The organism is Chryseobacterium sp. KMC2 (assembly GCF_016756935.1).
Taxonomy (GTDB): domain Bacteria; phylum Bacteroidota; class Bacteroidia; order Flavobacteriales; family Weeksellaceae; genus Chryseobacterium; species Chryseobacterium rhizosphaerae.
In genome coordinates this window covers 90,341-114,426 of sequence record NZ_JAESIT010000010.1, presented here as the reverse complement: position 1 = coordinate 114,426, position 24,086 = coordinate 90,341, and the positions used below count along the sequence as shown (strand labels likewise).

Sequence of the window (24,086 nt, the reverse complement as noted above, 5' to 3'; positions counted from 1 at the left end):
GAGTCAAAAGTAAATAAACTTACGCTATTTTTCAAGTCAATAAAAAAGAGGCAGAATATTCTGCCTCCTTTCTTAAATATGATAAAAATGAATGTTTGTGTTATTTAAGATTTTTAAACTCTTCAGCAGAAATTTCTCCTGTCTGAATTTTTTTCAGTTCATCAATATACTGACTCATATAAGCGTCAATTTCAGGATTAACTGTGTTTTTAGCCATTTTGTAAGTGCCGTTTAAAACTCCCTGATAATAATAGAAGAAATTATAGTCGAAATTAGCTGCATTAAGGTCGTATTGTCCTAAAAGGAAACCTAAACGTACTGCAGATCTTCTCTGGGCAGGTGTTCCATGATGTCCAGGACTGTTGGTCTGATAATCACCTATGCTTTGTGCAAACTCATAGGCTGATGCAATTTCTGTAAAATTTGTTTTGTTGTAACCGTTAGGTCTTCTCAAATAATACCCGGCAAAACCATCTGCTTCCAATTCATTGGGTCTTGCTGTGTTTTCACTAACAGAAGGGAGTCCAAAGATGTACTGAAGCTGGTGTCCGTATTCATGTGCAAGAATCATGGCATTAACGATATCTCCGCCTTTTGATTTTGCATCGTAATAGATTGCATAGCCATAATAAATTTTTCCTGTGGAATAGGAAATGGCATTGTACGTAGAATTGTAATTGGATGGATCGTCTACAAATCGTAGAGTGGGGTTACTTCTTCCCCAAAGACTTGCAATCTTAGTCATTTGGGCATTCATGAAGTTGGTGTCAGTAGAATTTTGTAAAGATGTTTTCAATACTGCAGTGGAGTTCCAGTTATTGTCCACATAATAACAGATCTTTTCAAGATCGCTCGGCTGATCAATTTTTGCACTTGAAGCTTGGTCCGGTGAAACCGTTTCTTCCATTTTGTCATCGCTGCATGATGTTAATGAAAACGCAGCAATAAATCCTGCTATTAAGCAGAAATTAAGGTTTTTTTTCATAAAAATATTAGTTTGGTAAAACGAAGATATAAAATTATCTTTTACATATGAATACTTTATTGCAAAAAATTATTCAAAACATAGTGAATAGATTATTTACGAAAAAAACATTGCTTTGATTGTAAGGGGTTTAGATTTTTATTTGTATATTTGCACCTCGAAATAACTAAAAATTTTATAAACAATGTTTGCAATTGTAGAAATAGCAGGGCTTCAATACAAAGTTGAGCAAGACCAGAAGTTGTTTGTAAACCGTTTAAAAGGAGATAAAGGAGGAAAAGTTTCTTTCGATAAAGTTCTTCTTACTGTAAACGGAGCAATCACTGTAGGCGCCCCAGCTGTAAACGGAATCACTGTAGAAGCAGAGATCCTAGATCACGTAAAAGCTGATAAAGTAATCGTTTTCAAAAAGAAAAGAAGAAAAGGTTACAAAGTGAAAAATGGTCACAGACAATCTTTAACTCAAATCGTAATCACTGGTATTACTGGTTTTGAAGGAGGAGCAAAAAAAGCTGCTAAAAAAGAAACTGTGAAAGCAGAGGTTCTTTCTGACCATGCAACTGTTAACTTTGGTGAAGATCACGAGTTGAACTATCACTTAAAGAAAAACAACTTGTCTCAGTCTAAAGAGAACAGAGAAACTTTAATTACTTTAGGAAAAGCGGTTAAAGTTGAATTAGAAAAGAATATTCTTACTCATGAAGAAGTAGATGCTGCTATCATTAAGAATATCGATCAATTTAAAGCACTTAATAAATAATCCAATAATAAAATGGCACACAAGAAAGGAGTCGGTAGTTCCAAGAACGGTAGAGAGTCTCACTCTAAAAGATTAGGTGTGAAGATTTTCGGAGGACAAGCAGCTATTGCCGGAAATATTATTGTTAGACAAAGAGGTACTCAGCACCACCCAGGTGATAACGTGGGAATCGGTAAAGATCACACTTTGTTTGCATTAATAGATGGTAAAGTAGTTTTCAGAAAGAAAGCAAACAACAGATCTTTCGTATCTGTAGAAGCAAACGCATAATAAGTTAAGCGTTTTATAAAAAATTAAGCCTCAGCATTCATTTGCTGAGGCTTTTTTTTGTCTTTTTTATCCTGAAAAAGAGGCCTGAGCCATTTGTTTACGGAAGAAATAAAAATATTTTCATTAATATTCTATTGCTTGTGAAATATTTATATATTTGTTAAGTGTCATACAATAAGTTAATTGCGGAAGCCGAAAAGCGTATAGAGTAGGCAAAAATTAAAAACTAATTAACATGAAAAATCTAAGAAAATTAACAAAGAAGAACCTTAAAGAAATTAATGGTGGAGCGGGATCATGTCCTCAGGCTCCAATCAGATCATGCGATGTATGGTGTGGGTTGTCTCCGATAGAGAAATTTCGTTGTATATTCTATGTAGAGCAATCTTGCTCATGTAATTAATGGCGATAACCATCACATTGATATGAATAATCTAAAAAAACTAACAAAGAAGAATTTGAAACTAATTCAGGGAGGTGCAGAAAAATGTCCGCCTATAACAAGTTCTTGTAGTGTATGGTGTGGATGGAGCGCATGGCAGAAGGTACATTGTTTAACCAATACTTACGAAGAACCTTGTGAGTGCTAACAGGTTGACAATATAAATGACTAATAACCATTAATATGCATTGATATGAAAAATCTGAAAAAATTAACTAAAAAAAGTTTAAAGGAAATAAGCGGAGGAGTGGCAGCAACGTGCCCTTCTTTATTTCAATCATGTTTTGATTGGTGCAGATGGAACTCATGGCAGCAGGCCAACTGTATGCTTTCTGAGCCATGCACCTTGTCGGAATGTTTTGACTAGTTAATATCAATAGATGCCTTGGGTGTTTTACCCTATGTCTTCCAATGCATCATAAATGTTAGATAAAATTGAAAAAAAATAATCCGCAGCTTCTCTGAAGCCGCGGATTATTTATATGATATTAAAATCCAACCTGAAATCCTGCTTTAATACCGAATTTTGAGATATCCGGTCTGTCAAGATAATTTCCTCGCCAGTTGAAATCCACTCTGAAAATTCTAAGATTTCCAATTCCAATATTCTCAATTCCAAATCCGTATTCAAAGTAAATATGCTCATGGGGCGCTGAGTATTTGAAACCTTCTACGTTAATTGTTTTAGATTCGTCACTTAATGATCCATAAGCCCCTCTTATAAATGCAACCTCTCTAAGCTTTAATTTTTTGATCAATGGAATGTAAGAAAGTATTTTTCCGTTGAAGTGATGCTCAAGGTTAAGGGTGACATAAGAATCGGCCACGAATTCGTAATAATTAAGCTGTGAAAAGGTATTAGGTACCAACCCATAGGAAAGGTTGGCGGGAATGATATTCTGTAATGCCAGTGGAACGGTATTAAAGTTTTTTCCGGCCTCAAAGTTAACAACTGTTTTACCGATGGTTCCAATAAGGAATGGTTTGGAAAGCATGAACTGCAGCTTGTCATAATTAAAGTCGGCATTGAAGAGTCCTTCAATTCCCCTTGTATATCTTAATACAATGGTTGGGGCAAGGTTTTTTGCCTGGTATCGGTCAATCCCTGTTTGGGAAAATTTTGCTCCCGGTTTTGCTATTATGCTGAAGGTAACATGAGAGTCATTTACTGTTTTTCTTAAGTTTCCGTCTTTATAATACATAAGGTTGAACAGCTCCAGGTTTGCAGATTTAATGCTTTGCATTACCCCATCTACTCTGAATTGTATGTTTTTCCAAGGTTCAATGGCTGCAAATACTCTGGTTTGGTTGACGGAACTTAAGGAATTGTTTTCACCTCTTGCAAAGAATGTAGAAGTAGATTGTGGGCCGGTCATACCGTCTCCACTGGTCAGCTGTCCTCCCAGCTGAGCAATATCTCTACTGGTTCCGGCTCCTATCATAAACCTGTTTAGCTTATTGAACATATATCTGGCGTCAACACCATATTTTATCTGTTGATCTTTAAATCCATATGCTGTATAAAACTGTACTCTCCATGTATCATTTAATCCGAAATACGATCTTGCACCCAGTCTTATTCTGTCTCCTTCCACTTCATTTCTTCCATAGATTGAAAAAATAGGACCAATATCTACGCCTTTAAAGGCATTATAGTGACGGGAACCGAGAGTTTCAAATAATTTAACCATATGGTTGAATTTTGGCGTCTGCTGGAGCTGATCAAGCATGTTGTACACTCCCTGTTCAGATTTGGATAATGTGTCAGGTCTTGCTTTTGTCCAATAAGCATCATCTTTTTTGACAAACTCGTCTTCGTATTCCTCTTCTTTTCTCTTGAATACGGTTGGGTCAAGAGGTTTATTGAATTCGTAATTTGAATAATCTACGGATCTTTTAGCGATAATACTTTTAGATCCTTTTTTCTTGGAAAAAGGACTTATCTCAAATTCTGTAACCAGTTTTTTAGGGAGGAATGTGGTTTCGTCAGGGTTGTCATATTCCAGTTGGGTAGAAACACTATTGACAAAGTTGACGTTTATTTTTTGTGTTGATTTTAAGGTGGCTCCTATAACGGCATAGGTGTCTGTGTCTATATAGAGATTTCCCTGGAAAGCCAGTATATCCTTTCTCTTAGGCTGGTATCTTATATGGAAAGCTTTTTCCCCATGAATGGCAATGGTATCTACCAGGCTGTAGTCATAGGTGTTGAATCCATCTGATCCTACGGGGCTTTGAAATCCTATATCGAAATAATTAAGGGTATTGTCATAGATATTGATTTCACGATACAGGTTTTTTGCCGAAACAGTGATTACCTGATTATCCTGAAACCCTGAAGTCTTCTGGGCGACAAGTGTTCTTTTGCTGTCTTTTTCGGGCTTATTTTTACCATAATTTTCATAAACAGCTTCATTTATAAAGATGGGAAGTCCTAATCTGCCGCTTGCTGTAGAATCAGCATAATCAAAAATGAAATCCAGTTTTTTGAAGATTTTTTTCTTCATAAATGTGCTGTCCAGGTTATTAAGGTCAAATTGAGTTTTCTCATATTCCTTGTATGAATAGGTATCAAACTTTTCTAAGCCATTGTTTCTTTTGCGTGCCCAGACTTTCTGCATAATGGCATATGCGGGATTTTCTTTTTTGCTTTTGTATTTGGTTTTTCCGGTATTGATAACAATCTCCTGGATGCTGCTCACTTTTGCCTGAGATAGCTGAACAATAATATTTTCAGCAGTTTCGGGAGTGACCTCCAGGGTTTCAGGCGTATAGCTTTTTCTTGAGAATTTTAATGTACTGATGATACTGTCAGACTGAATAACAAAGCTTCCGGAAGTTGTCGTAAGTGCCGGGATTTTACTGTTATTGATAAAGATATCAACTTTAGTAAGCTCTTTGTTATTTTTTTCATCGACAATTCTTCCGCTTACTCTATTTTGAGCCAACGAAAAGCTGGTGAAAAGCAGGAAAAAAAATAAAAAATTGTGTTTAGGGTTATTGTTTAACATCATTCGTTTCTTCAAGCAATTATCACAAACAAAAAGTATGCAGTTTATTCAAAAAAATTAGAAAAAAATAGAAAAAATTATTATTCCCTATAAGTTTGCAAATGTAACGAAAATAATACTAGCAATTATTAAGATTGAGAGATGATTTTTAAGCGCTTAAAATGTAATGAATCAGGAGATTAAATTGAGATGAAAAGTCACAATATTTACGACTTATACAAAGATGAAAGTGATGAGCTGAAGTCCTTTATTGTTTGCTGTTTTCAGCAAACAGAAGATTTATTAATCAAAAAAGACTTACAGAAATGTAAGTCTTTTTGCTCCTCCTGCTGGGCTCGAACCAGCGACCCTCTGATTAACAGTCAGATGCTCTAACCAACTGAGCTAAGGAGGAATTTTCCTTATTTTTAAGTGATGCAAATATAAGAGGAATATTAATATCAGTCAAGTTTTATCCCCAATTATCGATGGTTTTAAACTAAATATGTTGAATTTCAGTAAGAAATATTTCACTTATTTTTAATTTCATCTTAGATATCTTCGAATAAATGTTTAAAATACCGCTCCGGATGCTCCAAAAAATTCCTTGTCAGCTGATAGTGCTCCGTTTCTTTGTATGGGATACGTTGAATTTTGTCATCTAATAAATAGATTTCAGCATTCGGGTAGCTCATCAAGATAGGTGAGTGGCTTGAAATAATGAACTGAGCTTTTCCTACTTTTTCTAATTTGTGGATGATGGAGAGCAAAGAAAGCTGTCTCTGGGGTGATAGAGCAGACTCAGGTTCGTCAAGGATATAAATTCCTTTTTGAAAGTGATTGTGGAATAATGATAGGAAAGCCTCGCCATGTGATTGCTGGTGCAGAGACTTGCCTCCATAGGCCTCCAAGACCCTTCTGTCTTCTTCAGCTACTTCGTCGATATAGGTGGCAAAATTGAAAAAACTCTCAGCTCTCATGAAGAATCCCTGTGTCGTTTTGGTACTCCAGGAAAGCACAAGGTGTTCTGATAACCCGGATTCTGTTTTATGGAAATTATAATGATGATTTCGGTTTCCTCCGGCCACATTGAAATCGCAGTTTTCCGCAATAGCTTCCAACAGAGTTGATTTACCGATTCCGTTTTCTCCAACGAAAAAAGTAACATTGTTTTTAAGCCTTAGATCCAAGCCTTTACTCAAAAAAGGAAGGTTAAAAGGGAAGTCTTGCGGGTGGTTGTCTTTTAAATAGATCCGGGATAGGTAAGGCATTGTTTATATAATTACAGTATATCAATGTCTACTAAGCAAAATATATGCAAATAAAAAAAGACTTACAAAATGTAAGTCTTTTTTTGGCTCCTCCTGCTGGGCTCGAACCAGCGACCCTCTGATTAACAGTCAGATGCTCTAACCAACTGAGCTAAGGAGGAATGTCCTTGTTTTTAAGTGGTGCAAATATAGGACGAATATTTATACCCTGCAAATATTTTTAATAAATTTTCTCAAAAAAATTATAAACCTCCGGTAAGCATTTTAAAAATGTCGCTTCCGAATATCAGTACCATTAATCCTAACAGGAAGATAACCCCCACCATTTGAGCATTTTCCAATACTTTTTGTGGAACAGGTTTTCCTACAATGATCTCATATAGGGTAAATAAAACGTGACCTCCGTCAAGTCCCGGAATTGGAATAAGGTTAAGGAATGCCAACCATACGGAGAACATTGCTGTAAAGCCCCAGAATGCTGACCAGTCAATAGAAACATGTCCTGTAGCATCTTTATTTATAGGCATATTTTTTACAATAGCGATGGGTCCGCCTACTTTCTTGTATCCTTTGATCTTTTTATTGAAGATTAATTTGAACTGCTTAATCTGGTACGTTAAACTCTCAATCGTAAGTGTGAATCCCCTTTTGATTGATCCGAAGAAGTTATAATCGTTATGAACAGAATATTTTTCAATTTCTTTGAATGCTAAGATTCCAATTGTTCCTTCTTTCGATACCGGGATTTTTAAATCTTCCACCTGATTATTTCTCAAGACTTGAAAATCTGCTACTTTTCCGGCATTAGGAACTACCAAAGGTTTTACTTCATCATAATAATTAAGTGGCTTTCCATTGATAGAAAGTATTTTATCACCGATTCTTAATCCTGCATCCAGAGTAGATTTTGTTACAATAGTATCCACAACAGGAGACATTCTTGGAGTTAAGAATGCTTTAGGTTCAGGATCTTGGAATGCAAAAGCCTTTCCGTCGTCATTGGTTGGGAAAGTAACCTCTTTTCCATCTCTTAAAACAGTTATTTCATCACTCAATAAAACATCAAGTGCTAACTTTTTGAAATCTTTCTGAACGTTTCCGTCTACTTTTAAGATCTTATCCCCATCCTGAAAGCCCATTTTTTTTGCGGCTTCCGTATAATGAAGTGGGGTTGTAATTTTATCCGCTTCAAAAATATTTTCTCCATTTTTCCCAACCAGTGCTGAAAATATGATCCATGCAAGGAAAAAGTTGACAGTAACTCCACCAAGCATAATGATCAGTCTCTGCCAGGCTGGTTTAGCTCTGAATTCCCAAGATTCCGGATCTTTTTTTAGCTGTGCGGTATCCATGCTTTCGTCTACCATTCCGGCAATTTTCACATATCCTCCGAAAGGAAGCCATCCGATTCCGTATTTGGTCTGCTCAGGATGTTTTCTCCAGTCACTGTCTGGAAGTTTTGATATATCGATAGGAACTTCTTCCTTCTTTCCGTTAACCTCTGTTACTTCAGTGTCCGGCAGGTTTTTTGAGAAGAATTTATACTTCCATTGACCATTGATTTTCTTCATTGAGAAAATTGAAAAGTAAGGATCAAAAAACAGGAAGAATTTTTCGGCTCTTGTTTTAAACCATATGGCCGGTAAGAAGTGCCCAAGCTCATGAAGAACTACCAGTATAGAGATACTCAGAATGAACTGAAAGAGTTTGATTGCTATTTCCATTAATAAATTTTAGATTTTAATTTGCAAAGGTAACAATTATCAAAACTATGCCAAATAAAAAAGCCCCTCTAAACGAGAAGCTTTGTCATATTTAAAGACGATTGGTTATAAATTGAACGAAACTCCAAGACTTCCATTATTACCGACCTCTGCAAAAACGCCAATTTTTTCTGTGAAAAAGTAACGTGCCCCAATATGAGCTCCTATTCCGAAGTCTTTTCCAAGCACTCCCAGATCAACTCCCGGGTAGATATCCCATTTGGAAGGAAGGTTCAAAGCTTCCTGTAAGTGAAAATTCAGTCTTCCGAAAACAAAAACACGGTTGTCTTTATCGTTATCTTTGTAATTGTCGAAGTAACCATTGATACCGGCTCCCACTGATATCATTTTGTTTAGTCCATAATCATAAGTCCCCGTAATACCTGTTCCGTATCCCCAGGCACTTAAACCCAACTGAATTTTCTGGTCTCCTTTTCCTGTCCAAGCCTGAGCATTGGCAGCAACTCCAAAAAAGAGTACCATCACCATAAAAACCAATTTCTTCATAAATTTCTAATTTTTAATGATATTAATAAAAATTATCACCATCAAAAATGAAACCGAAAACCATCAATCTGGCAAAAACAGAAGACTTTATGAATTATTAAGAAATTCAATCTTTTAATAATAAGTTTTAAAAAAGAGACCGTAGCGGGTAAAGAAGAGACGATCTAAGGTCTCTTTGTCCGTTTGTAAATATAAAAGCCGTATTTTTATAAATCGGATTGTAATAATTTAAACGTACATTAAAGATGAAAGTGGTAGGACTTAATTTAGATATCATCTGGAAAGATAAAGCCGGAAATTTTAAAGCTATAGAACATGAGCTTCAGCATCAGGAAGCTGATCTTTTTATGCTGCCTGAAATGTTTTCAACCGGTTTTTGTATGGATGCTTCTGAAGTTTCGGATAGAAATGAAGAATCTCTGGAGTTTTTAAAAACTATTTCAAAAGAAAAGAATACGGCTTTCTGCGGAAGTGCTCCGGTAGAGCAGAATGGTCATTTTTATAATAGAATGTACTTTGTACAGCCGGATGGAGAAACAGTGTTTTATAATAAAAGACATTTATTTTCCTTTTCAGGGGAAGATAAAGTGTATACTCCCGGAAAAGAACGGGTTATTGTCACTTATAAAGGAATCAGATTTCTGCTTCAGGTGTGTTATGATCTTCGTTTTCCTGTTTTTGCAAGAAACAATGATGATTATGACGCTATTTTATATGTAGCTAATTGGCCGGAGAAAAGAGTAGGGGCCTGGGAACATCTTTTAAAAGCAAGAGCTATTGAAAACCTGTCTTTTGTTTTTGGTTTGAACAGAATAGGAACGGATGGAAATAATCTCTTTTATCAGGAAAGTTCGCACTGCTTTTTTGCTGATGGCAAAGAAATTTCCCATAAAAACGGGAATGTGGTATCTGCAGAATTGGATATGAATGAATTGGCCGATTTTAGAAAACACTTCCAGTTTTTAAATGATCGGGATGATTTCTCAATTCAATGGTAAGAGAGCTGAGATTGAGGTTGAGCCTTATGATTAAAAGCTCAACCTTAATCTTAGCCTTAGTTAAATATATTGCTGAAGAAGAGTCGTCAGGGTATTGACATCATGTACTCCGCTTTCTTTCCATAAAAGCTCGCCATTTTTGAAAATGGCTAGTGTAGGAACTCCCCGAACTCCGTATTGTGATGCAATTGCCGGATATTGGTCCACATCTATTTTTATAATTCTGGCTCCTTCTCCGATATTCTCTTTTACAGTGTTCAGCACCGAAGACTGTACCTTACAAGGCTGACACCAGGTTGCGAAAAAATCAATAAGTACCGGTCTTTCGGAGTTTATGATTTCCTGAAATTTTTGTGACATAGTTTTTTAGCTTATTCAAATTATTTATTGTCAGTTTCGTTCTGGATTGCTTTTACATTTTTCCAGGATGTTCCGTCGTAAGCTTCTACGCCGTTTTTCTTTAAAATTTCCATGGCCTGGTCTGCCTGCATTCCTTTGTTACAGAATACCACTACTTTTTTGCCTTTTAATGTTTCAATATTATTCTGAATTTCAGCCAGAGGAATATTGATGGCGTTTTTAGCTGTTCCTGCAGCATATTGTTCAGGAATTCTTACATCTACCAATGTTACTTCCGAACTGTTTACCACTTCTTTAATATCGGCTTTTGGAGCCTCTGCAAGATTGGTTGTTTTGCAGGAAGCTAAGATAAAAGCTGAAGCGAAAATAAGTCCCCAAAATTGAATTCTCATGAATTTATAATGTTTTGGACTGACATACAAAATCCGTTGTTGGGAATTTTTCTGTCTTTTTGATTCCGTTAAAACCTCCTTCGATTTCTGTGAAATTCCTGATCCCGTGAGAATTAAGAATGCTGGCAGCAATCATGCTTCTGTATCCACCTGCACAGTGCAGGAAAAAATGTTTTGAATCATCGATGCCACGAGCCCATTCACTGATGGTATCTAATGGTTTGTTATAAGCATTGTCAATATGCTCTGCCGAGTATTCACTCAGTTTTCTGACGTCAATAACGGTAGCCTCTTCTGTAAACTGATCTGCAAATTCAGTGGGAGTAATTCTTTTGATTTCATCAATTTCTCTGCCTGCGTTTTTCCAGGCTTCAAAACCTCCTTTTAAATAGCCTACAACATTATCAAAACCTACTCGGCTTAATCTGGTAATCACTTCTTCTTCCATTTCAGTATCTGTTACCAACAGCAGAGGATGTTTTACATCCACGATAAGCGTTCCTACCCATGGAGCAAAGTCACCTTTTATTCCAATATTGATGGAGTTTGGAATAAATCCTTTATGGAATTCTGCAGCACTTCTGGTATCTAAAATTAAAGCACCGGTTTCTTCTGCAAAAGCCTCAAAATCTTCTGCGGAAACAGGCGTTAACCCTTTGTCCATCACAACGTCAAGACTTTCATATCCACCTTTGTTCATAGCTACATTCATCCCGAAATATTTTGGAGGAGCCGTTAACCCATCCAGAACTTCCCTGATAAAAGATTCTTTATCGGGCTGGTTCAGTGCATAATTGGTTCTTTTCTGATTTCCCAGAATATCTACCGTTTCCTTTTGCATGTTTTTTCCACACGCAGAGCCGGCACCGTGTGCAGGATAAACAGTGATGCTGTCATCCAGTGGCATAATTTTGCTTTGAAGGCTGTCGTATAAAATACCGGCAAGATCTTCCTGAGTGAGGCTGGTTGCCTTTTGGGCAAGATCCGGTCTTCCCACATCACCTAAAAACAGAGTGTCTCCTGTGAAAATTGCCGTTTCAGTACCATTTTCGTCAATCAAAAGGTAGGTGCTGCTTTCCATTGTATGACCTGGGGTATGCAGTACTTTTATTTTTATTTTTCCAATTTCAAAAATTTGGTTGTCTTCCGCAATGATAGCTTCAAATTCAGGAGCGGCAGTTGGTCCGTAAATAATTGGAGCACCCGTCTTTTCACTTAAGTCTAAATGACCTGAAACAAAATCAGCGTGAAAGTGGGTTTCAAAAATATATTTTAAGGTGACATTGTCTTTTTCCAAGCGATCCAGATAAGGTTTTACCTCTCTTAGCGGATCTATAATGGCAGCTTCATTTTCTGATACAATATAATAGGCACCCTGAGCCAGACAGCCCGTATATATTTGTTCAATTTTCATTGGGTATTTTTTTAATGAGTTAAAGATACAAAGTATTAGATGAATTGTAAACGAAATGTTAAATCTGAATAATAGTTTCTTTCAATACAATAACTCGATAAATACTTAGATCCCTTTCCTTTCAACAAAAATAATGCCTTAGAGAATGTTAATTTTTAAATACTGTTTTTTATCATGTTCTTGTAATAAAACTTAAGATATAAAGCTGTTTAAACTTTTTTACTCAACCACAAATCGAAGATTATCTCCTTTCAGTCGATGAATATTATTTCGACTTAGTCAAAAACCACAAAACTTTTGTGTACTTTTTATACACAAAGTATATAACTTAAATAGCTTAAGTGTTTAAAAATCTTTTATGACTTTTATGGTTAAGTTTAAACGGACTTTTTATCTATTCCAGTTTATAATATATTTTGTATACAATTTCATTGGTGTTTTCTGAAATATTTTTATCTGTTTTGAATTGGATATACTCATCTTTTCTGGCCTCTCCTTCCTCATAATTAATCAATCGGTTATACTTATCATAAATATGATCTTTAATTTTTTCGTTGTCGGCTATGGTGATCATTTGAGTAAAATATTTTTTTGTGTCCTCGTGCAGGGGCCAATCTTTTTCATGGGCTTTATAGAATGCTATCATTTTCTCAATGGCATAAACCTCAGAATCAATTTTCATATCATTAAATCCTGTCAGAAGTTCTTTTTTTTCTGAGTGGTTCCCTAACCATTCTATTTTAGCCTTAGCTGCAGCGATTGTGGAGTACATCATCATAGAATCTCTCTTCACAACGGGAGACAGAATGATGTCCGGTGTCTGTTCGATCGGCATAGGTTTTTTAGAAGCGATATCCAGGAGGCAAAAATATCCTTCAGTTTTAGCTTTTAATTCAGCCAGCTGACCCTGGGTCATATCATCACTAGATATTCTGATCTTAAAATTCCATCCCCCACATTCATAAATAGAAAGAAGAGACATTTTATCAGTATACTTTACCCCTTTGAAAAAATCGCGCTCACCCATTGAGTGATTGAATATGGAATAAATATAATTTACTTTTATCTGGTCATTGGAAGCGCTTCCAAATGAAGGTTTTATATCTGTGCCTTTATTGGAATTCTGATTAAGGGCATATTCATATGAAGAAAACTCATCTCTAAGCGATTGGTTGTCAATTGATTTTCTGGGGTAAATATACAGCGTGAGTATAGTCTTGTTCTTTTTCGTGCTTTGCTGTATATAGCTTATAGCTACATGCTTATTCTGCATATCATAAGAATAAATGGCCTCTCTTTGGAATCCTGACCATAGTGGAGGGAAAATCACTGAAGTGGCTTGATGAGTAAAATCACATTTGATCAATAGATCTACAGGTTGTTTCCGAGGTTGGGAAAAAAGGGTTGTGAATAAAAAAGAGAAGAGAATTAATAAGTTCTTTCTGCAAAGGATCTTGTTTACATACATCTGATGTTCATTTTAAAAAGTAAGATAAGCATTAATCTGCAGAAAGTAAAAACAAAAATTAATGGTATAATATTTTCTTAATGATTAAATATTTTACAAAAACTTTTATATTTATAAGTTTAAAAAGCGATCAGATGGCAGACAAAACACAATTTACAGAAGAATTAAATGCTAGATATACTCCGAAAGGGGATCATATTATACTGGGAAAGGGAATGTTGGACGGAGAAGTTGTTCCGGAAGTTAATGTGACTATTCCCTTAAAAACAATCAACCGTCATGGTCTTATTGCCGGAGCCACAGGAACCGGTAAAACAAAAACACTGCAGGTTTTTGCAGAACAGCTTTCTCATGCAGGAATACCCTCGCTTGTTTTAGATATTAAAGGTGACTTTTCAGGAATAGCTGAAGCAGGTCAGATGAATGCTATTATCGAAGAGAGATATGCTAAAACACAACTGCCTTATAATCCTCAGGGGTTTCCGGTAGAGCTGATGAGCATTTCAGGAGGTAAGGGAGTGAAACTGAGAGCTACGGTTACAGAATTCGGACCGGTTCTTCTGAGTAAAATATTAGAATTGAATGATACTCAGCAGAGTATTATGTCTATTGTTTTTAAATATTGTGATGATAAAGGTCTTCCGTTAATTGATCTGAATGACTTAAAGAAAGTATTGCAGTATGTGACGGATAATGCTCAGGGAAAGGCAGAGCTTGCTGCCAATTACGGATCAATAGCTCCGGCTTCCTTAGGTGCTATTCTCAGGTCTATTGTGGCGTTGGAGCAGCAGGGAGCTTCCAGCTTTTTTGGGGAATTAAGTTTTGATGTCCAGGATTTACTTGAAACAAGAGACGGAAAAGGGGTCGTGAATATTTTAAGAGTGGCTGAAATACAAAGTAAACCACAGTTGTTCTCCACGTTCATGCTTTCGCTTTTCGCAGAAATATATATGACATTCCCAGAAGAAGGGGATAGTGGAAAACCAAAATTAGTGCTGTTTATTGATGAAGCGCACCTTATTTTTGATGAAGCCTCAAAAGCTCTTTTATCACAGATTGAAACCATGGTGAAACTGATCCGGTCAAAAGGAGTTGGAATTTATTTTATCACGCAGATTCCTGGTGATGTTCCTGAAAATGTATTGTCACAATTAGGACTAAAAATACAGCATGCACTCAGAGGTTTTACCGCAAAAGATAAAAAAGAGATCACAAAAGCAGTTGAAAATTATCCGACCACGGAATTTTATAATGCTTCAAGTCTGATTCAGAATTTAGGAATTGGAGAAGCATTTGTAACGGCTTTGGACGAAAAAGGGATTCCTACACCATTGGTACATACTTACCTGATTTCTCCGGAATCAAGAATGGATGTTCTGAGCGACGCTGAAATTTCCGAGCTTACATCGAAATCTGCTTTAGTAGCCAAGTATGAAGAGGCTGTAGACAGAGAGTCTGCCTATGAAATGCTTACGAACAGAATGGAACAGGCTGCCCAGAATCCTGCATCCAATCAACGAACAAAACCGGTAAAAGAAGAACCGGGGATGTTTGAACAGGTGCTGCAAAGCAAAGCAGGAAGAACTTTTACCACAACCTTAATGAGAGAAGGGGCAAAAGCTATTCTTGGAATGTTTGGCCTCGGAGGTCGAAGAAGATAGTTGAAAAGAAAGAGGGCCTGTTATGTTTTTGATATATTTTTCGTTACTTTAGCAGGTTATCTTGATTGACGAAGAAAATATCAGGACCACAGGATTATTAATTTAATTAAAAATATCAGTTAACGGGAAATAAATGTATTCGATTATAGATATAGAAAGTAATGGTGCAGGTTATAGAAATGAATGCATTATAGATATTGCCATCTACAGATATGATGGTCAGAAAATTACGGACCAGTTTATATCTCTTGTAAACCCCGAAAGTGATATCACACCTTTTGTACAGAAACTGACCAGTATTACCCCAAAAATGGTCAAAACGGCACCGAAATTTCATGAAATAGCCAAAAGAGTTATAGAAATAACTCAAAACACCACCCTGGTTGGGCATAATATTGACTTCGATTACCGGATGCTCCGTCAGTCTTTTAAAAGGCTTGGCTATGATTTTAAAATCAATACATTAGATACCATTCCGCTGGCTAAAAAACTCATTCCCGATGAGGTAAGTTACTCGTTAGGGAAATTAGTGAAATCATTAGGGATTCCTTTGACCAATCATCACAGAGCTGAGGGCGATGCAAGAGCGACCTTGGAACTCTTCAGGCTTTTAGTATCAAAAGATATCGAAAACGAAATCATCCAGAAGCAACATGAAGAGTCCAATGCCAAAACCTATATCAATAAGATCAAAGAGCTGACCCAGGATCTACCGAATGAAAAAGGATTTATTTATTTCCAGAATGAAGCCGGGAAGATTATTTTCTCAGATTATGTTCAGGATATCAATAAATTTTCCAAAAAAGTTTTCAATTCCAAATCTAAAAAATGGGAACAGGTTCAGAATAATGTAGGACAGATCAATTTTGAACTTACCGGAACGGATATTATTGCCAAGCTCATTCTGAATTCTAAGAATGTTAAGAAGAAGGAAGTCCTGCCTTTTGGGCTTTATTCCAGAAATAATAAATATGTTGTTGAAAAAAACAACCTTAATAAAACTGAAAAACCGATTTTAAAATTCAGATCTTTTACCCAGGGAACGAAGGCTGTTCAGTTTCTCGGAGCATTACCCGAATATAAAGACTCTGCCGTCCTGAAACAAAAAATAGACTTTAGAAAAAGAAATGAACTGTGGTTGGGGTCCGGAAGAAAATTGGGTGAAAAGTTATTTTTAATCATTGAAAACGGAAAGGTGATATCATTTGGTTTTTATGAACTGTTTACGCAGATACAAACCTTAAACAAGCTTGCTAAGCTGAAAATTGATCTTCCTTTACCTGCGGGTGATTTGATTAATGAGTTACAGCTGGCACTCCTTCGTGGCGATTTTGAAACACTGCCGTTACCAAAATAATAGAAGAATTTGCACTTTACAGATTTTGTCGGAAAGAAAGTGCTTTTCAAATCAAATTTCTTAAAAGTAAAAAATAAATAGTATTTTTGCAAAAAATAAAAATAAGCAATGCAAAATTTTAAACAAATAAAAACTGGAAAAAAGGGAGCTATTAAGTTCTCTAAGGTTTGGAATATTTAAAAGAGTTGTCTTGCATAAAAAATAATTAATGTGGTGGACTCTTTTTCGAAGGATCTGCCTTTTTTTATGTTAAAAATGAAATTATGAATTCAAAAGAATTATTAAAGATTGCCAATGAGTTTGGTACACCAGTGTATGTTTACGATGCTGAATCCATCAAAATTCAATACGAAAAACTTACATCTTCTTTTTTAAAACACACTAAGTTCTTCTATGCAGCGAAGGCATTGACAAATATCAATATCCTTAAGTATGTCAAGAAGCTGGGTGCTTCTTTGGATTGTGTATCTATTAATGAAGTTAAACTTGGATTAAAAGCAGGATTTACGAAAGAAAAAATATTGTTTACTCCCAATTGTGTTGACTTGGCGGAAATAGAAGAAGCAATGACTTTTGGAGTTCATATTAACATTGATAACATCTCTATTCTTGAGCAGTTTGGGAATAAATATGGAAATTCTTACCCTATTTTTGTGAGAATTAACCCGCATATTTTTGCCGGAGGAAACTATAAAATTTCAACAGGTCATATCGACAGTAAATTCGGGATTTCAATTCACCAGCTTCGCCACATCGAAAGAGTGATGAAGAGTACAAACGTTAATGTGGAAGGTCTTCACATGCATACGGGAAGTGAGATTAAAGATCCGGAAGTTTTCCTTCAGGCTTTAGATATTATGCTCGAGCTTTCAGAACATTTCCCGAACCTGAAGTATCTTGATATGGGTAGTGGTTTCAAAATTCCTTATCAGGATAGCGAAGAAGAAACTGACGTTAAAACATTAGGTAGAAAAGTAGAAAAAGTGTTAGCCGACTTTGCTAAAACAACAGGAAGAAAATTTGAGCTTTGGTTCGAACCGGGAAAATTTTTAGTTGGAAAAAGCGGTTATCTTTTAGTGAAAGCTAATGTAATCAAGCAGACGACTGCTACTGTTTTTGTGGGAGTAAACTCTGGTTTTAACCATTTGATCCGTCCAATGTTCTACGATTCTTATCATTTAATTGAAAACTTGTCTAATCCAAAAGGAGCGGAAAGAATTTATACCGTAGTAGGGAACATCTGCGAAACAGATACTTTTGCATGGGACAGAAAACTGAACGAGGTGAGAGAAGGTGATATCCTTGCTTTCCATAATGCCGGAGCGTACGGTTTTGAAATGAGTTCAAACTTCAATTCAAGATTAAAGCCTGCTGAGGTTTTATTCCTTGATGGAAAAGCGCATTTGATCCGTAAAAGAGATGAATTCGAAGATTTATTGAGAAATCAGATTGAAGTAGTTATCTAAATCAAATATATAATACATCAACGGCTGTCCTTTGGATGGCCGTTTTTATTTTCAATACTGTGGTCATCAAGGTTTAAAAATCTTTTGGCTGGTCGGGAAGTTACATTCTGTAGGGATGGGTTTATTATTAAATTACCATTTTTTAACATTGAAACCCCGGGAAGGTTTCATTTTAATTAGCTAAATTTGATAGGGATACAGATTTTTCAAGGCTGTATTTTCCTTACATATAAACACCAAACCTAATCAATTATGGCTAAAAATATAGCAGAGCAGATTGTAGAAATGCTCGAAAATGCCAATGTGAAAAGAATTTATGCAGTAACCGGAGACAGTCTCAACCATTTGAATGTAGCCGTAAAAAAAAGCAGTATTCAATGGATTCATGTGAGACATGAAGAAGTGGGAGCTTATGCCGCCGCTGCTGAGGCTGAGCTGGACGGCCTTGCTGTATGTGCAGGAAGCTGTGGTCCGGGACATGTTCACCTGATCAATGGGGTGTATGAGGCACACCGTTCCCATGTTCCGATGTTGGTTATTGCTTCCACTATCCCCAGTGAGGAAATGGGCATGGACTATTTCCAGGAAACGAATACGATAAAGCTGTTTGATGACTGCAGTCATTATAATCAGATGATTACGAGACCCGAGCAGGTGCAAAGAATACTCCAGACTGCTATTCAGCATGCTATTTCTAAAAAAGGAGTAGCAGTAATCGGCCTTCCGGGAGATGTTTCTGAACTGGATGCAGAGGAAGCGGCTACTTCCGCTCAGTTATTTAAAACCCACCCTGTGATCAGACCTTCAGATGATGAGCTGAAACACCTGGCAGAACTGGTGAATGAAAATAAAAAAGTTGTCCTATACTGTGGAATAGGAGCGGGTGCAGCCAATGAAGAAGTGGTGGAATTATCAAAATTATTAAAAGCCCCGGTGGGATATTCATTCCGTGGGAAAATGGCCATTCAGCCAAATAATCCCAATGAAGTGGGGCTTACCGGACTATTGGGATATCCGTCGGCTTACCATGCGATGCATGAAGCAGATCTCGTTATACTTCTGGGAACAGATTTTCCGTATCAAAAGTTTATGCCGGTCAAAAATAAAATCATACAGATTGATGAAAGTCCCGAAAGACTGGGAAGAAGAGCTAAGCTGGAATTGGGGCTGACGGGAGATGTGAAAGAAACAATTAAAGCCCTGCTTCCCATGCTGAAGGAAAAAACAGATGATCATTTTCTCAATGAACAGCTGGCATTCTATGAAAAAGTAAAAGAGAATCAGCTTACGTATGTTAAAGATTTTGGAAAAAAAGATGCTATTCAGCCGGAATATGTGGCATATACCCTGGATCAGCTTGCCAAAAAGGATGCTATTTTCACCGTAGATACTGGGATGTGTTGCGTCTGGGGAGCAAGGTTTATTACAGGAACAGGAGAACGGAAAATGCTCGGTTCTTTTAATCATGGATCGATGGCCAATGCAATGCCAATGGCTATTGGAGCTTCTTTAGCTCATCCGGAAAGACAGGTGATTGCCATGTGTGGAGATGGAGGATTGTCAATGCTCTTAGGAGATATGGCAACCATTTTTCAGTATAAACTTCCCATAAAGCTGATTGTTTTTAATAACAGAACATTGGGAATGGTAAAGCTGGAAATGGAAGTGGGAGGAATGCCGGATAATGAGACTGATATGATTAATCCTGATTTTGCTATGGTGGCTCAGGCAATGGGATATCCGGGGAAAAATGTTCATGATCCTGAAGAGGTGGAAAATGCAATTAAGGAGTGTTTAGAATATAATGGTCCTTACCTTCTGAATATATTCACCAATCCTAATGCACTGGCCTTGCCCCCTAAAATTGAATTTGATCAGGTCATAGGCATGACAAAATCAATGGCTCAGCTGATGCTGGGTGGAAAAATGGAAGAAGCTTTTGAAACGGTAAAATCTAATTATAAGCATATTAAAGGATTGCTGTAAACTGAAATTACATTGTGATTTCTTAAACTCAACATAAAACTTCATACTGATTGTGTGAAGTTTTTCTTTTTTATAAGGAATGTAAATATTTACCTTTGTTTATTATTATATATAGACAATGAAGACGATATTTTTATTTCTTGCGCTTTGTGTTGGCAATTTTTCATTTGCCCAGGATCTTGAAGACAGAGATGATTCTTTTATCACAGAGAACAACAAAAATATTTTGAAAATAGATATTAAGGAGCCTTTTATGCAGGTTGTTGTTAAATGCAATGATTTTAAACCTGCTGCTTATGAAGGAGGAGCAGCTGCGTACAAAGAGATACTGAGAAAGTATATGTACACTTATCTGAATTCTGACTTCTACACCCTGACAGGAGATTTTACATTTACCTTAACAATTGATGAAGCTGGAAAAGTGATTGATATTGCGGGAGCCCCTAAAGTACTTCATAGTGAAGTTTTCTTTGATGATATGCAGTATGTGGTGAGGAGGATAAAGAAAAACTGGATGCCTGCAACCTGCAATGGTCAGCCTGTAAAATCTGAAATGAAATTGAGAATGAGCCTGACTTCTTTATCCGTAGACATATAATATGAAAAAATATATTGTAATCCTCTTCCTTCTTTTCAGCTTTTTGGGGTATTCCCAAGAATCAAAACCACAGAATGAAAGTGTAACCAATTCGCAGAATGCTGAATTTCCAGGCGGAGATGCTGCTTTTACTCAGGAGTTTTTAAAAATGATTCATGCTTATATCGATTTAAAGAAGTATGCCGTGAATGGACAGTTCGTTTTTGTTTTTGATGTGAACACGAATGGGAAAGTTGAAAATCTTGATGTCTTGCCCAAAGTAAAAAATAGCGAAATGTTTATTGATGATATGCAGTTTGCTATCAAAAGAGTAAAAAAGAAATGGAAGCCGGCGATTAAAGATGGAATACCGGTGGTTTCTAAAAAAATAATTAAAATCAATTTTACATCAGATCATTTTGACCATGGAGATTAGAAAATAAGTTCTTGGTATGTTTTTAAAAAGAACCCGTGTAAGTATTTGAAATTTAATGATTTGATTATACTTTTATTTCTTAAAACTAGGTTTTAAAAAGGGTATAATACTTCAGCAGAATCTCCTGACATTCTGTCACAATATTTTGTATCTTTGCAAACTTATCTGTTTGTGATTTAAGTTTTCAGGATCTATGCCCTGAAATTTAAATTCCGAACCTTAAATTGATTATTGTGCAAGAAAAATATATAGACGAAACAAAGCAAGGGGAAGCTTTTGCAGTGGCTGAAAAACCTGAAAATTCTAAAAAATTATTTTTAGAAAGCTACGGGTGTCAGATGAATTTTTCTGATTCTGAGATTGTTGCTTCTATTCTTAATGAGCAGGGATACAATACAACAATGAAGGTGGAAGAAGCGGATCTTATCCTTCTCAATACATGTTCTATTCGTGAAAAAGCAGAACAGACTGTAAGAATGCGTCTTTCTCAGTTCAAAAATCTTAAGAAAGAAAGACCGAATATGACGGTAGGAGTTCTTGGATGTATGGCTGAGAGGCTAAAAACCAAATTTTTGGAAGAAGAGCAGCTGGTTGATCTTGTTGTGGGACCTGATGCTTATAGAGATCTCCCTAACCTTTTAAAAGAAACCGATGATGGTAGAGACGCCATCAATGTCATACTCTCCAAAGAAGAAACCTATGCCGATATTAATCCTGTCCGTTTGGGTGGGAACGGTGTAACCGCTTATGTAACGATTACCAGAGGTTGTGATAATATGTGTACATTCTGCGTGGTTCCATTCACAAGAGGAAGAGAAAGAAGCCGTGATCCACATTCTATTATCGAAGAATGTAAAGAACTTAGCAATAATGGTTATAAAGAAATTACCCTTCTCGGCCAAAATGTAGACTCTTACTTATGGTATGGAGGAGGTCCTAAAAAAGATTTTGCTAAAGCTTCTGAGATGCAGAAAGCTACAGCTATTAACTTTGGGCAATTACTTGATTTGGTAGCGAAAGCGGTACCTGAAATGAGAATCAGATTCTCTACTTCGAATCCTCAGGATATGAGTTTGGATGTATTCCACATGATGGCTAAACACGAGAATATCTGCAGGTATGTACACCTTCCGGTACAAAGCGGAAGTAACAATATGCTTAAAGCCATGAACAGACAGCATACCCGTGAGGAGTATTTAGAGCTGATCAGAAAGGCTAAAGAAATTGTTCCTGATGTTTCATTTTCACAGGATATGATTGTTGGTTTCTGTGATGAAACGGAAGAAGATCACCAGGATACCTTAAGTCTTATGAAAGAAGTAGAATATGACTACGGCTATATGTTTGCTTATTCAGAAAGACCGGGAACTCCTGCTCACAAGAAGATGGAAGACAATATTCCGGCGGATGTGAAGCAAAGACGTTTAGCTGAGGTTATTGCACTACAGGGAGAGCTTTCCAGAAAAAGAATGATATCTTATGTAGGAAAAGTACATCAGATTCTGATTGAAGGAATCTCTAAGAAAAACAAAAACCAATGGAAGGGTAGAAATTCCCAGAATGCCGTTTGTGTTTTTGACCAACTTGAAGGGCAGAAAATAGGAGACATTGTGGACGTTTTTGTTTATGGCAATACGCAAGGCACACTTTTAGGGAGAATGGTTGAATAATTTGAAGTTTTGATAAAAGCAATCTGTTTTCTAGCCTTGTTTTCCTGTATTCTGATCTCGTGTCAGACAGAGAAAAAGGTGAGTAAATATCCCAATACGGTTGGAGATATTGAATTTGACAGGAAATTAGATGCCGCAGATTTTAAAAAATGCGGAGCCGGAAAAGATAAACCCTTCAGTTTTCAGTATTATCACGGTGCAAAAGGGTTTGATTACAAAGGAGAAAAGATTGCCATTGTAGAAAAACTGAAAAAAGAAAATATTTATTCTGAAAATAAGAGTAACGGTTTTATTACCGTCAGATTTTTAGTAAATTGTGAAGGAAAGACAGGACTGTTCAGGTTACAGCATATGAGCCCGGATCTGAAAGATACAGTCTTGGATGTAGAATTGGAAAATAAGCTGTTACAGTTTACCCAATCATTAGATGGATGGATTCCAAAGGAAATCAATGGTTCTAAAGTAGACTATTATCAGTATTTAACCTATAAAATTGAAAATGGAAAAGTTTCAGAGGTATTACCTTAGCTTTTTGTTACTTATAGTGTATACCAATACTATTGCACAGGTTAACTGTAACGCAATAGAGGGAGAGGACTGTAAAAAAGCTTGTGAGTTATACAATCTGGCTTCCGATTTTCAAGGGTACAGAGCATCTCAGGAAGGCTTTGATAAAGCTATTGAGTTGTGCCCGGATTTTGCCAATGCCTATATGGAGAAGGCGGTTCCATATCTTAAAAATGGAGATTTTGTAACATGGAAGGGGTTAATTGACAAGGCGGTTGCCCTAGACCCTAAAATGCATTTAGGATACAGAGGCTGGTGCAAATTTCAGTTTTTAAGAGACTATAGTGGTGCTATTCTGGATTTAGAAACACTAAAAAAATATTATCCTGAAGATTTGGGGAGATCTCAAAACGGAGATTATAACCTGAGCATAGTAAAAGCTATGTCTTACAGTGCTTTAGGACAGAAAGAAAAGGCTGCCGGAATTATCGAAAGACAGCTGGCCACCAGAGGGTATGTAAAGGGAATGTTTGATCATTACCAGCTGGGCGTAACCTATTTTGAGCTGGGGAAGTATGATAAAGCCCTGGAAAATTTTGAACAACAAAGCAAAGAATACGACTTTGCTGAGAATATATACTTTAAAAGTAAAGTTTCGAAAATAAGAAACAAAGATTATTTGGATTTAAAAACGTTGGCATTGCAAACGTACGATGAAGGAAAGACCATGAAAGATGTCTACACTCATCATTTTAACAAGATCTACAGAAAGCAGATTGAAGAGCTGTAGATTATATTAAATCAAT

General features: G+C 36.4%; 23 protein-coding genes and 2 tRNA genes. 14 read left to right on the top strand and 11 right to left on the bottom strand.

Translation table 11 applies throughout. From position 1 onward, the window contains the following. Window positions 1-100 precede the first annotated feature (100 nt). Window positions 101-985, bottom strand: coding sequence for a metalloprotease (locus tag JML65_RS13560; RefSeq protein WP_202271152.1), 885 nt, complete (start codon window positions 983-985; stop codon window positions 101-103). A gap of 184 nt (window positions 986-1,169) precedes the next feature. On the opposite strand from JML65_RS13560, the gene rplU reads away from it, so the two are divergent. From rplU to JML65_RS13540, 4 genes are all read left to right on the top strand, one after another. After that, window positions 1,170-1,745 carry a 50S ribosomal protein L21 gene (gene rplU / locus JML65_RS13555; RefSeq protein WP_081989034.1) on the top strand — a complete coding sequence of 192 codons (576 nt, stop codon included), beginning with the start codon at window positions 1,170-1,172 and terminating at the stop codon, window positions 1,743-1,745. 12 nt (window positions 1,746-1,757) lie between these two features. Further along, window positions 1,758-2,015: a 50S ribosomal protein L27 gene (gene rpmA / locus JML65_RS13550; protein WP_047489604.1), complete on the top strand. Its 258-nt coding sequence runs from the start codon at window positions 1,758-1,760 to the stop codon at window positions 2,013-2,015. 235 nt (window positions 2,016-2,250) lie between these two features. Continuing rightward, entirely contained in the window at window positions 2,251-2,418 is a 168-nt protein-coding gene (locus JML65_RS13545) for a bacteriocin-like protein (protein ID WP_157969872.1), read from the top strand. Between the two features lie 232 nt (window positions 2,419-2,650). Beyond that, window positions 2,651-2,824 carry a bacteriocin-like protein gene (locus JML65_RS13540; protein WP_143330553.1) on the top strand — a complete coding sequence of 58 codons (174 nt, stop codon included), beginning with the start codon at window positions 2,651-2,653 and terminating at the stop codon, window positions 2,822-2,824. A gap of 121 nt (window positions 2,825-2,945) precedes the next feature. Here JML65_RS13540 and JML65_RS13535 read toward each other — a convergent pair whose 3' ends face one another. The 6 genes from JML65_RS13535 to JML65_RS13510 form a co-directional block, all read right to left on the bottom strand. Then, the gene (locus tag JML65_RS13535) at window positions 2,946-5,405 is read right to left on the bottom strand and encodes a DUF5686 family protein (RefSeq protein ID WP_237390885.1); all 2,460 of its coding nucleotides are present in this window, start codon (window positions 5,403-5,405) and stop codon (window positions 2,946-2,948) included. A 383-nt stretch (window positions 5,406-5,788) separates the two neighbouring features. After that, window positions 5,789-5,862, bottom strand: a tRNA-Asn gene (locus tag JML65_RS13530). A gap of 136 nt (window positions 5,863-5,998) precedes the next feature. Further along, complete coding sequence (locus JML65_RS13525) at window positions 5,999-6,718, bottom strand: AAA family ATPase (protein ID WP_202271151.1); 720 nt, start codon at window positions 6,716-6,718, stop codon at window positions 5,999-6,001. Between the two features lie 84 nt (window positions 6,719-6,802). Continuing rightward, window positions 6,803-6,879, bottom strand: a tRNA-Asn gene (locus JML65_RS13520). A gap of 81 nt (window positions 6,880-6,960) precedes the next feature. Further along, complete coding sequence (rseP, locus tag JML65_RS13515) at window positions 6,961-8,442, bottom strand: RIP metalloprotease RseP (RefSeq protein WP_047491947.1); 1,482 nt, start codon at window positions 8,440-8,442, stop codon at window positions 6,961-6,963. Between the two features lie 105 nt (window positions 8,443-8,547). Beyond that, window positions 8,548-8,988 carry a DUF6646 family protein gene (locus JML65_RS13510; protein ID WP_047491944.1) on the bottom strand — a complete coding sequence of 147 codons (441 nt, stop codon included), beginning with the start codon at window positions 8,986-8,988 and terminating at the stop codon, window positions 8,548-8,550. A gap of 245 nt (window positions 8,989-9,233) precedes the next feature. Here JML65_RS13510 and JML65_RS13505 point away from each other — a divergent pair, with 245 nt between their 5' ends. Further along, window positions 9,234-9,986, top strand: a complete 753-nt coding sequence (locus JML65_RS13505) for a nitrilase-related carbon-nitrogen hydrolase (protein ID WP_202271150.1) — start codon at window positions 9,234-9,236, stop codon at window positions 9,984-9,986. Between the two features lie 60 nt (window positions 9,987-10,046). On the opposite strand, the gene JML65_RS13500 is transcribed toward JML65_RS13505, so the two are convergent. From JML65_RS13500 to JML65_RS13485, 4 genes are all read right to left on the bottom strand, one after another. Continuing rightward, window positions 10,047-10,346 (bottom strand): thioredoxin family protein, encoded by a 300-nt coding sequence (locus JML65_RS13500; RefSeq protein WP_047491938.1) that lies wholly within the window; start codon window positions 10,344-10,346, stop codon window positions 10,047-10,049. A 20-nt stretch (window positions 10,347-10,366) separates the two neighbouring features. Beyond that, a complete protein-coding gene (locus JML65_RS13495) occupies window positions 10,367-10,738 on the bottom strand; it encodes a rhodanese-like domain-containing protein (protein ID WP_202271149.1) in 372 nt (123 codons plus the stop codon). Window positions 10,739-10,742: 4 nt separating this feature from the next. Continuing rightward, on the bottom strand, window positions 10,743-12,152 hold the full coding sequence (locus JML65_RS13490) for an MBL fold metallo-hydrolase (RefSeq protein ID WP_202271148.1): 1,410 nt from the start codon (window positions 12,150-12,152) through the stop codon (window positions 10,743-10,745). Window positions 12,153-12,546: 394 nt separating this feature from the next. Then, complete coding sequence (locus JML65_RS13485) at window positions 12,547-13,620, bottom strand: hypothetical protein (protein ID WP_202271147.1); 1,074 nt, start codon at window positions 13,618-13,620, stop codon at window positions 12,547-12,549. Window positions 13,621-13,754: 134 nt separating this feature from the next. Between JML65_RS13485 and JML65_RS13480 the strand changes: the two genes are divergently transcribed. The 9 genes from JML65_RS13480 to JML65_RS13440 all read left to right on the top strand — a co-directional run bounded on the left by JML65_RS13480 (window position 13,755) and on the right by JML65_RS13440 (window position 24,070). After that, on the top strand, window positions 13,755-15,281 hold the full coding sequence (locus JML65_RS13480; protein WP_047491993.1) for a helicase HerA-like domain-containing protein: 1,527 nt from the start codon (window positions 13,755-13,757) through the stop codon (window positions 15,279-15,281). A 133-nt stretch (window positions 15,282-15,414) separates the two neighbouring features. Continuing rightward, a complete protein-coding gene (locus JML65_RS13475; protein WP_202271146.1) occupies window positions 15,415-16,638 on the top strand; it encodes a PolC-type DNA polymerase III in 1,224 nt (407 codons plus the stop codon). A 263-nt stretch (window positions 16,639-16,901) separates the two neighbouring features. Continuing rightward, on the top strand, window positions 16,902-18,104 hold the full coding sequence (gene lysA / locus JML65_RS13470) for a diaminopimelate decarboxylase (RefSeq protein ID WP_179140084.1): 1,203 nt from the start codon (window positions 16,902-16,904) through the stop codon (window positions 18,102-18,104). 252 nt (window positions 18,105-18,356) lie between these two features. Then, window positions 18,357-20,090: a thiamine pyrophosphate-dependent enzyme gene (locus JML65_RS13465; RefSeq protein ID WP_047491923.1), complete on the top strand. Its 1,734-nt coding sequence runs from the start codon at window positions 18,357-18,359 to the stop codon at window positions 20,088-20,090. A 118-nt stretch (window positions 20,091-20,208) separates the two neighbouring features. Beyond that, complete coding sequence (locus JML65_RS13460) at window positions 20,209-20,688, top strand: energy transducer TonB (protein ID WP_202271145.1); 480 nt, start codon at window positions 20,209-20,211, stop codon at window positions 20,686-20,688. A gap of 1 nt (window position 20,689) precedes the next feature. Then, window positions 20,690-21,103 carry an energy transducer TonB gene (locus JML65_RS13455; RefSeq protein ID WP_202271144.1) on the top strand — a complete coding sequence of 138 codons (414 nt, stop codon included), beginning with the start codon at window positions 20,690-20,692 and terminating at the stop codon, window positions 21,101-21,103. 233 nt (window positions 21,104-21,336) lie between these two features. Further along, window positions 21,337-22,773, top strand: coding sequence for a tRNA (N6-isopentenyl adenosine(37)-C2)-methylthiotransferase MiaB (gene miaB, locus JML65_RS13450; protein ID WP_115917074.1), 1,437 nt, complete (start codon window positions 21,337-21,339; stop codon window positions 22,771-22,773). 78 nt (window positions 22,774-22,851) lie between these two features. Then, the gene (locus JML65_RS13445) at window positions 22,852-23,301 is read left to right on the top strand and encodes a hypothetical protein (RefSeq protein ID WP_202271143.1); all 450 of its coding nucleotides are present in this window, start codon (window positions 22,852-22,854) and stop codon (window positions 23,299-23,301) included. Continuing rightward, a complete protein-coding gene (locus JML65_RS13440; protein WP_115916930.1) occupies window positions 23,273-24,070 on the top strand; it encodes a tetratricopeptide repeat protein in 798 nt (265 codons plus the stop codon). The genes JML65_RS13445 and JML65_RS13440 overlap by 29 nt, the downstream gene beginning before the upstream one ends. The last annotated feature ends 16 nt before the right edge of the window (window positions 24,071-24,086 follow it).